This is a genomic window from Succinimonas sp. (genome assembly GCF_045225735.1).
Taxonomy (GTDB): domain Bacteria; phylum Pseudomonadota; class Gammaproteobacteria; order Enterobacterales; family Succinivibrionaceae; genus Succinimonas.
The window spans coordinates 1-8,501 of sequence record NZ_JBGVBR010000348.1; the positions used below are offsets into that span (position 1 = coordinate 1).

Sequence of the window (8,501 nt, forward strand, 5' to 3'; positions counted from 1 at the left end):
ATACCACCGCCTGATTGATGTACCCTGAGTCCAGAACTGCGAATGCCTTCATTGGTATTTCTCCTTGATGTCGTCTTTGAAAATGTCTTCCGAGTAGTTTATGAGCTTAAGGGAGCAGCGATTGCCGCTTTCCGGCTTAACGGCGGTAACCCAGCAGAGCCGGAGTTCCCCGATGGCAAAGAGCGGATACTCGAGAGACTTCCCGAACTCGCTGTCCCACTCCAGATCCGGATGGGTATCAAGACAGAGGGTATGGCTGTCATAGCGGTAAAAGGTATATTCCCCGTAGGAACCGTCCTTCCGGGAGATATACACAATGCCTTCGGAGTCTCCCTCCGGAAGTTCGATATCCGTTGTTACAGTCTGACCGCTGATTCCGGTTATTCTTCCCGTGATGTTGGAGAGGTTCTCATCAAGCATCAGCCCCGCCAGGTCATTGAACTGACAGTTAAGGCCGTTAAGCTCCGTCCTGATTTCATAGGTCACTCTGGTGTTTCTGAGATACCGGAGGCGCCTCATGCCGAGAGCCACCGCATGGTCATAGTCTGTTACGCCCCAGGCTTCAAGCTGCTCCTGATTGTCGGATTCGGGATAGTCCGTGATGCGCTTATTCCCGTCCGCATCAACATGGCAGTACACGGTTTCGGTCTTGTAGGTTTGCGGGGAGGTGAAATTCACCACCACCTCGTCCACGTCATCCTCCCTGGGGAGCGAACAGGTGATCACCGGGCTTGAGGTCATGTTGCTCCTGGTGAAGATCTGCACGGGGTGCGCTCCGGCATAAAGCCTTTTGATGGACAGGGTGTTGTCCCGCACCACCGGAACCGCAAAGCCGCAGTTAAGCACATCTCTGAGCGATTCCAGAAGCGTGCTGTCGCTGTCGATAGAGCCGTTGCACTCCAGGCCCTGAGACCGCCAGAGTTCATCAAAGTCCATGAGCGTATCCTCATCCAGAATATTGCGGTATTTGGAGTTCCGCACAATGTACTGCACCACCGGAGCAATGTCCCTTGTTGCCACCAGAGGCTGATCGGCTGCATCTGAATACCCGTATCTCACAGCCGGAAGTTTTCTTGTCCAGTAGGTGGCAAGCTGGTTCTCCGAGAGCTCGGACAAGGTTTCATTTCCCATGAACCGGCAGATCAGCACCGTCATATTGTCGTAATGGTCAATGACGCTGATGACGCTCTTAAGGCCCGTCCACTTGATCTCCTCAAGAGCCCGGGAGGTGCCGTCCTCCTGAGAAGTTCTGAGAACCCGGAACTCGTAATTCCCGGCTGTTTCCAGCTTGATTCTGACGGTCTCGGCAAGCTGGTCATTGGTATTGTTCGTCCAGGTCTTTTCGATCACGGTGTATGCGTCATCAGAACCGGCTCTCCGGTACTCGATCTGAATGCTGACGGTGAGCCTGTCAAACTCGCCGTTATCGTTGAGTTTCCCGAGTCCCTGCGGCAGGGAGAAATCAAGCTCGAAGATGCGGGATTCCGCCCCGTACGGACAGGCCCGGTAAGGCCCAATGTAACCGCCGTCGCTGGCCTGACCGCTTACCAGAGTAAAGACAATCTGCTCCTGATTGACTCCGGAGGAATAAAAGCCGGGCCAGTCTGCCACCTCGCCGTAGCCGTCATTGAGGCGCTTAACCGTGTAGATGCCGCCGGCAGAACTTACGATCTCGTAAAAGCCGTTATCGTCGTAAGGATAATCCGCAGGCTTCGGCTGAAACACAGTCCCCGTCAGGCGTTTTCCCGTACCGATGATCTGCGTGTACGGCTGAGACGGAGTAACCTCCTCCGGGTAATCGGGAACGGTCAGATCCGCGCTCTCGAACTTCAGCGTAACGAGCCCGGGGCCATCAGAGCTCGCTTCAAGGATTTCACAGAGAGCCGTTACGGTATTCTCTTCATCCTCGGTTACGGTTCTGCCGCCGCCGGAGCCAAACGGGACGGTGTCATAGGTGACGGAGGATATGGCGGAGAGGGTAACCTTAAGGTAATCGCCGTTACGGACAATCACCTCGGTCTGTATTTCCTTTCCGGTTACCTTATCAACGGAAGTCTTAATCTCAGTGACTCTTCCCCGGAAAAACTCATCAGGATGAAATCCGGCAGCGCATTTCAGGGTGAGCATGGTAATGCCGGAAGCAGCATCGGTTTCGGCAGCAACGATCTCCGAGCTGACAAGACGGACATTCCCGGCGCCGCTTAACTCAAAAACAGTGCCGTCCGCCCATTTCAGATCGAGATTCTCCTTGATGCGGAAGGTCTCCATGCCGGCCCCGGAGCAGCCTCCGCCATATCCCCGGGTAAACACCCGGTAGGAATAGCCGCTGAAGGCATGGCCCCGGAATGTCAGATTCGCCCCGTCCATGGAAGATGCTTTGATTTCTCCCCGGGGGCTTTTCAAAGTATGCCCGCTCTGGGTAACCTCGGTGGATGAATACCAGCAGTACCAGGATTTATCCTCCGGAGAGTTCTCGGCGGTGATCCTTTCTCCCGGTTCAATGACATAGGCGGAGCAGCCCCTGAGTTCGCTTAAGGGAGTCTCGCCGATGTAGATGTCCGAGTGATCTTCCCTGTAATCGTAATGCCCGATGCCCTGACACAGGATCATGTCGCAGAAGAGCGTGTTGTTGCGGTAAAACACATGCCGGTCAGCCAGGTAATCCGGAAACCTTTTGAAGAAGCCGAAGTTCTCCGGAATGATCTCCATGAGCTTCGCCTTGTTGCCCTGGACATTCACATCATAGATCGAGGTGCCCTGCCGGGTGCTTTTCTGCTTGTTTTTGCCCAGCTTATGCATGCTGGTCATGGCATAGACAGCGCTGGCCACGCCAACCACCACGGAGATTACGGCAGCAATGGCAGTGCCGGTTACCCCGGGCTCGATGACGAACTTAAGATGATCATCAGGGCTGACAAAGAGCTCCGTCCACTTTTCCTGTTCTGCCTTTCTGCCGTTAACGTACAGGGAGAGGTAGGGCGTTATGGCAGGATCGTATGAGGCGATCTGGCTTTTCAGAAGGGCGGCGAGACTGCCGCTGTACTCCGGCAGATCAAGCTGCTCCAGCGCCCGGTTCAGGTCTTCACGGGTTACAACTTCAAGTTTCATGTATTTCCTTTCATATTTCCTTTGCATGTCTGTAAAACTTTGTTTCCGCAAACTGCAGGGATTTGATCTTTTCCGCCCGGGCATGACGGTTAAGCCCGGTATGCAGCATTTCGCCTTTCCCGAGAAACACCGCAACATGGAAGATCACGCCGTGACGGAAAAAGGCAATCACATCTCCGATCGCAGCGTCATCAGGAGGGATCTCACGGAAGGAATTCTTCTCCTTCTCGTACCCGTCCCTGATGCTGAAATCCGCGCATTCATCAAGCTCTATGCCGAGCTCCCGGCGGTAAAACTCGATAACAAGGCCCCAGAAGTCAAGGTATGGGTACTTCCTGCCATTTGGCGTGTGTCTGATGAGAAGGTAATGGTTAAGCTGCATATTTAAGCCCCGGCGCATTTCCCGCAGTGTAGCGGAGACGCGGGAACTCAAGATTCAGCATGTCGCAGAAGGACGCGGTGAACGTTGCCGATTCCCGGGTGATGCACCCTCCGGTGATGGTCAGGGTGAGCTCTGAGAGTTTGCCCCGGTATTCGTAATGCCACTGGGTAACGGTGATGTACGAGGGTGTCTGGGCTGCAATAACCCGGGTCATGTATTCGTAAGCCTCGCCGCTCACCCCGTCAACGCCGAAGGAGAGGTCACTGAACCCGCTGTCCGAGCGCTCCGGCATGGAGACGGTAAAGGCGGACTTCATGTAGGTGTATCCGTCAAGCTCCATGTCCTCATAGCCCAGGACATAACGCAGCGCGCCTATGGTCTCATTGGCAATGGCGAGGGTAACAACGGGGAGCCTCCCGCCGCTGGCGTAGATCTCTTCAAGAGAATAAAGCATGTATCTCTCCTTAACTTACTCACGAACTTACTCATGAACTTACTCACGTAACGTACTCCACTTCCGATTCATATTCCCGCACCCTGATAATCCGTCCCGGCCAGTCATTGGCTTCAAAGAGGTAAATGCTGTAGGTGTATTTGCCGTGGTTGTTGTGAAATTCCACCGTGCTTTCGCAGGGAATGCCGCTGAATAGCTCCATGCTGAGAACGTAATACCCCTGACTGTTTTTCTCGAGCTTCACCCCGGGCCATGACGGCTCGGTGTCGGCATAGGGCACATAGATAAAGGCATAGAGTTCATCCCAGCCTTCGGGATCGATCCATACTTCATCACCGCCGCCGCCGGATCCGCTTCCGCTGCCGGGCTCCATATCAAGGCGGCACTGCACCGACCATAACGGCCCCTCGCCGTTCACGCAGTTAAGGGAGGCGGAGAGCTCGCCGTTCTGGATGCGGCAGACAGATTCTGTGCCGCCGTACTCGTTAAGAAGCTTCATGCGGAACCAGTCCTGACCAAAGCTGATGTCATTCCGATACCATGCCATGAATTCCTGATACTGGGTCTGGGTAAACATGAAGGTTACCGCGAGTTCATGAGGCGCTCCGGTGTTAACCAGTCTCTGCCTCACATGACCGTCGGCCATCTGGGTTCGGATCATGTTCGGTCTGATTTTGCAGCTGTAGCCTCGCTGCTGCGGGGGCGGCAGGGAGGAAGGATAATCGTTCATAGGCTAAGTCCCCATGCGGTTAAGGTTGAAGGTGTTCTGAAGAGCCATGCTCATGGAGCCGCCATGGCGGATATCGGAAACGAAGATGTCCACAATGCGGGTTTCATCGTCATCACGGGTTTCCGCAGTTCCGGCTTTCTCGGTGCTCTCATAGAGGTTAACCACCACGGGAGCGCTATGGCCGTAACCGGAGGAACCGCTCACGGCAGAACGGGCCAGAGCGGCGGTTTCCTTCCGGGAGGTGACGGACATAGGACCCTGCACAAGCTCCGGGCCGTACTCCCCCACAATGCCCCATTCGCCGGCTTTGAGCTGTCCCCCATGATCATGCATGGACACAGAGGTAAGCTGGGAAATGGCCGCTGTGGTGGTAGCCATGGCGGAGGCATAGTTGGCAAGCTTCTGCGGCCAGGTAACCGCCGTCGGGTCATTGAGAGCCCCGATCCACGCCTTTACCGCCTCCATGGTGGCGCTGGCGACTGCAAAACTCTTCTGCACCGCAAAAAGAGCCCGGTAGGCGCCGGAGGATTCGTCCATGCTGTTGGCAAGATTTGAAAAGGCATCGGAAATGTCCAGGGTGGCATCCGCCATTTTCTCGTAAGGCTCGGTCATCTTTTTGATTTCATCAGCCTGCTTCTTCTGTTTGGCTGATGTACTGTCAGCGGTGTATTTGTCCATGAGACGGACGCGGCTCTGGAGGTAGGCCTCCTCGGAAATAAGCTGATCATTGTGGTATTGCTCCAGCATTTCCAGCTTTTTGCCGCAGCTGTCCTGAAGACGCAGGATTTCCTCTTCCTCGGGATCGAGAGAACTGAGAAAGTCCCGCGCCTCCTTCTCGATTGCGGCCCTTTGGTCTTGGTAGTCCTGCTCAATAATGAGGAGAGCATTGTTCTTCTCGATTTCAGAAATACAGGCGTTCTCGGCAATCACGGCATTAAGTTCCTGAAGCTTTTTGGCGTGCTCCCGTTCCAGCTTTTCAAGATCGCTCCCGGACTTCATGGCGAGTTCCAGGATCTCTTCATAATACGGAGTCCAGGTGTCTCTTGCTTCTGCCGCTTTGGAGTGTGTCCCGCCACCGCTTTTGCCCTTGCCGGAATTCTTATTTGCGCCGATCCTGACGCCATCATCAGACTGAGTGCCTTCCCCCACATGGGAGTTCCGGTACTTCTCGGCGATGCGCTTACGCTCGGCGGCAATGCGGTTCTCCGACGCGGTAATCTCCTTCTCGATGCCGGCAATGGTAGCTTCGTAGATTTTGGCATTGGCCTCGGCTTCCTTTTTGGTCTGATTCCGGGCATTGGCATAGGCCGTTGTGAAATCACCTCCGGAGAGAGAGCTTCCGATGCCTTCCCCGATGGAGTTAAGCACCCCGATGGTGTTATCCCAGAGCTCTCCCACCTTTTGGCTCAGCTGCAGGATGCCGATCTGGGCAAACTGGAAAAAATGCGAAAAGAAGAGCTTCCAGTTTTCAGTGCCGCTTTTCATGTCAATGCCGATAAGCTCCAGGGTGTCGCAGAAAAAGTCCTTCGTTTCTTCCCATGCCGTGCGTATTCCCTCAAAGGTCTCGCTGGCCGTTTTGGCAAAATTATGGAACCACTCGATCACCGCCGGGTCATCAAGCCATTCAGAAATGCCGTTCAGGGTGTTGGCCAGAAAGTCATTCCCCATGATGATGAGCTCGCCGAAGCCGCCGTTTGACTGCATGAGTCTGGTGCAGAAAGTGCCCCAGGCATTGTCCAGCCTTCCGGTGGCGGCAGATACAGTGTTGAGCTTGGCCTCCAGTACGCCGTCAAAGTTGTTTTTGGCGAGATTGGAGAGGTACTCGTCAAGGGCCTTGCTGTTTTTTGCGATCTCAGTGGTGGAGCCCTTGTAGGTTAAGGCGATGGTGTCCCCGTTGTCCTTGGCGGTAATGCCGAACTGCCGGAGCGCCTTGGTGGAGCCCTGGGAGAATGCGATAACCGCATCGGTCAGGGTGTTGATGTCTCTCCCGGTGCCGTGAGCAATAACGGCATAGGTCTTAAGCTGCTCGTTGGAGTTGGTAAGTCCGTTATTGCCTAAATCCACAAAGGCTTTGGCAAGCTTGTCGGTAGCGGTGGCCGTTTGATCCTCAAGGCCGTTAAGGCTCCAGAAGGTTTTCTGAGCGGTTTCCAGATCACCCACCAGGGGAGCAAGCCTTGCGGACATATCCTCGTATACCCGGGAGGCTTCAAGTCCGGTGGAAATGATGCTCTTAAACATGTCCACGGTTTCAGAAGCGAACTTGACGGCAAAACCGGAGAGGAGCATCTTCCAGCCGGAGGCGTTCTTCTTCAGCACCCCGGTCTGCGAGTCCACCGCCTTGGTAACCTTCCTGATCTCGGCTTCCTGTTCCCGCAGGATCTTCTTCTGGTCGGAGAGAGCGGCATTCGCATCCTTATGCTGCGAGTTCTGGTTATCCAGGGCTTTGCTGATCTCCTTTGCCGCCTTGCTTTGCTTCGCGCCGAGGTCGGTTACGGTTCTGGTCTGATCCTGAATTGAACCCGTTACGGTCTTAACGCCGTCATCAAGTCCATGAATGGCGGCATCGGCGGCTTCTGCCTGTTTGGCGGAGGCGTCAAGGCTGGCCCCCATAGACTCAGCCGATGAGGAAACAGCATCCTTCATGGCCGTCATTTCCTCGGCAACTTTGCTCAAAGCATCCGTCAGAGCGGAGGTGTCGGCGGAAAGCCTGATTGTGCTGTCGTTCATTTTGGTCTCCGTAAAAATAAAAAAAGGATCTCACGGTGAGATCCTTTGTCGGTGAATGTGTTTATTGCTGAAAGGTTTTAGTAGCCTCGTTCGTTTAGTTCGCGGTAATAATCGCAGCCTGTTTGATCGTCGTAGTCGCAGGCTTTTCCGTAATACCATTTTGCTGTGGTTTTATTTTGTCTTACGCCCTCACCGTTGCTGTATGAAACGCCTAAGTTGCGGCATCCTATGCCATTATTCAGATTGCAGGCTTTTTCGTAAAAGGTGTTAGCTTTGGTGTAATCCTGTCTTACACCTTTACCATCATTGTACGCATTTCCTAAGTTGACACACCCGCCGCCTTCGTTCAGGCTGCAGGCTTTTTCGAAATAGGCGTTAGCTTTGCGATAATCCTGTTTTACGCCTTTGCTATCTCTGTATAAAACGCCTAAATTGCGGCACCCGAGGCCGTTATTCAGGTTGCAGGCTTTTTCATAAAGGGTTTTAGCTTTGCTGTAATCCCGTTTTACGCCTTGACCGTCGTCGTATAAATTACCTAAGTTCAAGCACCCGCTGCCTTCGTTCATGTTGCAGGCTTTTTCGTAATAGGTTTTAGCTTTGCGGTAATCCTGTTTTACGCCTTGGCCTTCTTCGTGCATAAGGCCAGAATTGAAGCACCCCACGCTATTGTTCAGGAGACAGGCTTTTTCGTAATAGGTTGCAGCTTTGTGGTAATCCTGTTTTACGCCTTGACCGTTTTCGTATAAAACGCCTAAGTTCAAGCACCCGCCGCCATCGTTCATATTGCAAGCTTTTTCGTAATAGGTGATAGCTTTGCTGTAATTCTGTCTTACGCCTTTGCCTTCGTCGTAGTAAAGGCCAGAATTGAAGCACCCCACGCTATCGTTCAGGAGACAGGCTTTTTCGTAATAGGTTGCAGCTTTGCTGTAATCCTGTTTTACGCCCTGGCCTTTGGAATATCTGACACCCAAATAAAAACAGCTATCAGCGTCATTTGAATCACAGCCTTGTATAACCTTAAAGTACATATCCGGATAGTGGCCGGTTAAAATACCAACCCCCAGAAACCTTCCACCCCCAATATCTTGTGCATTTTCATG

General features: G+C 53.5%; 6 protein-coding genes. All 6 read right to left on the bottom strand.

The features are described from left to right. Positions 1 to 48 precede the first annotated feature (48 nt). Positions 49 to 3,108 carry a host specificity factor TipJ family phage tail protein gene (locus tag ACJROR_RS12350; RefSeq protein WP_406547290.1) on the bottom strand — a complete coding sequence of 1,020 codons (3,060 nt, stop codon included), beginning with the start codon at positions 3,106 to 3,108 and terminating at the stop codon, positions 49 to 51. 10 nt (positions 3,109 to 3,118) lie between these two features. Then, the gene (locus ACJROR_RS12355; protein ID WP_406547291.1) at positions 3,119 to 3,490 is read right to left on the bottom strand and encodes an NlpC/P60 family protein; all 372 of its coding nucleotides are present in this window, start codon (positions 3,488 to 3,490) and stop codon (positions 3,119 to 3,121) included. Continuing rightward, positions 3,480 to 3,944, bottom strand: coding sequence for a DUF1833 family protein (locus ACJROR_RS12360; RefSeq protein WP_406547292.1), 465 nt, complete (start codon positions 3,942 to 3,944; stop codon positions 3,480 to 3,482). Before ACJROR_RS12360 ends, ACJROR_RS12355 begins: the two co-directional genes overlap by 11 nt. A 43-nt stretch (positions 3,945 to 3,987) precedes the next feature. Beyond that, entirely contained in the window at positions 3,988 to 4,674 is a 687-nt protein-coding gene (locus ACJROR_RS12365) for a hypothetical protein (RefSeq protein WP_406547293.1), read from the bottom strand. A 3-nt stretch (positions 4,675 to 4,677) separates the two neighbouring features. After that, positions 4,678 to 7,401, bottom strand: a complete 2,724-nt coding sequence (locus tag ACJROR_RS12370; protein ID WP_406547294.1) for a hypothetical protein — start codon at positions 7,399 to 7,401, stop codon at positions 4,678 to 4,680. Between the two features lie 77 nt (positions 7,402 to 7,478). Continuing rightward, positions 7,479 to 8,501, bottom strand: a 1,023-nt coding sequence (locus ACJROR_RS12375) for a tetratricopeptide repeat protein (protein WP_406547295.1), incomplete at its 5' end; no start/stop codon positions are given.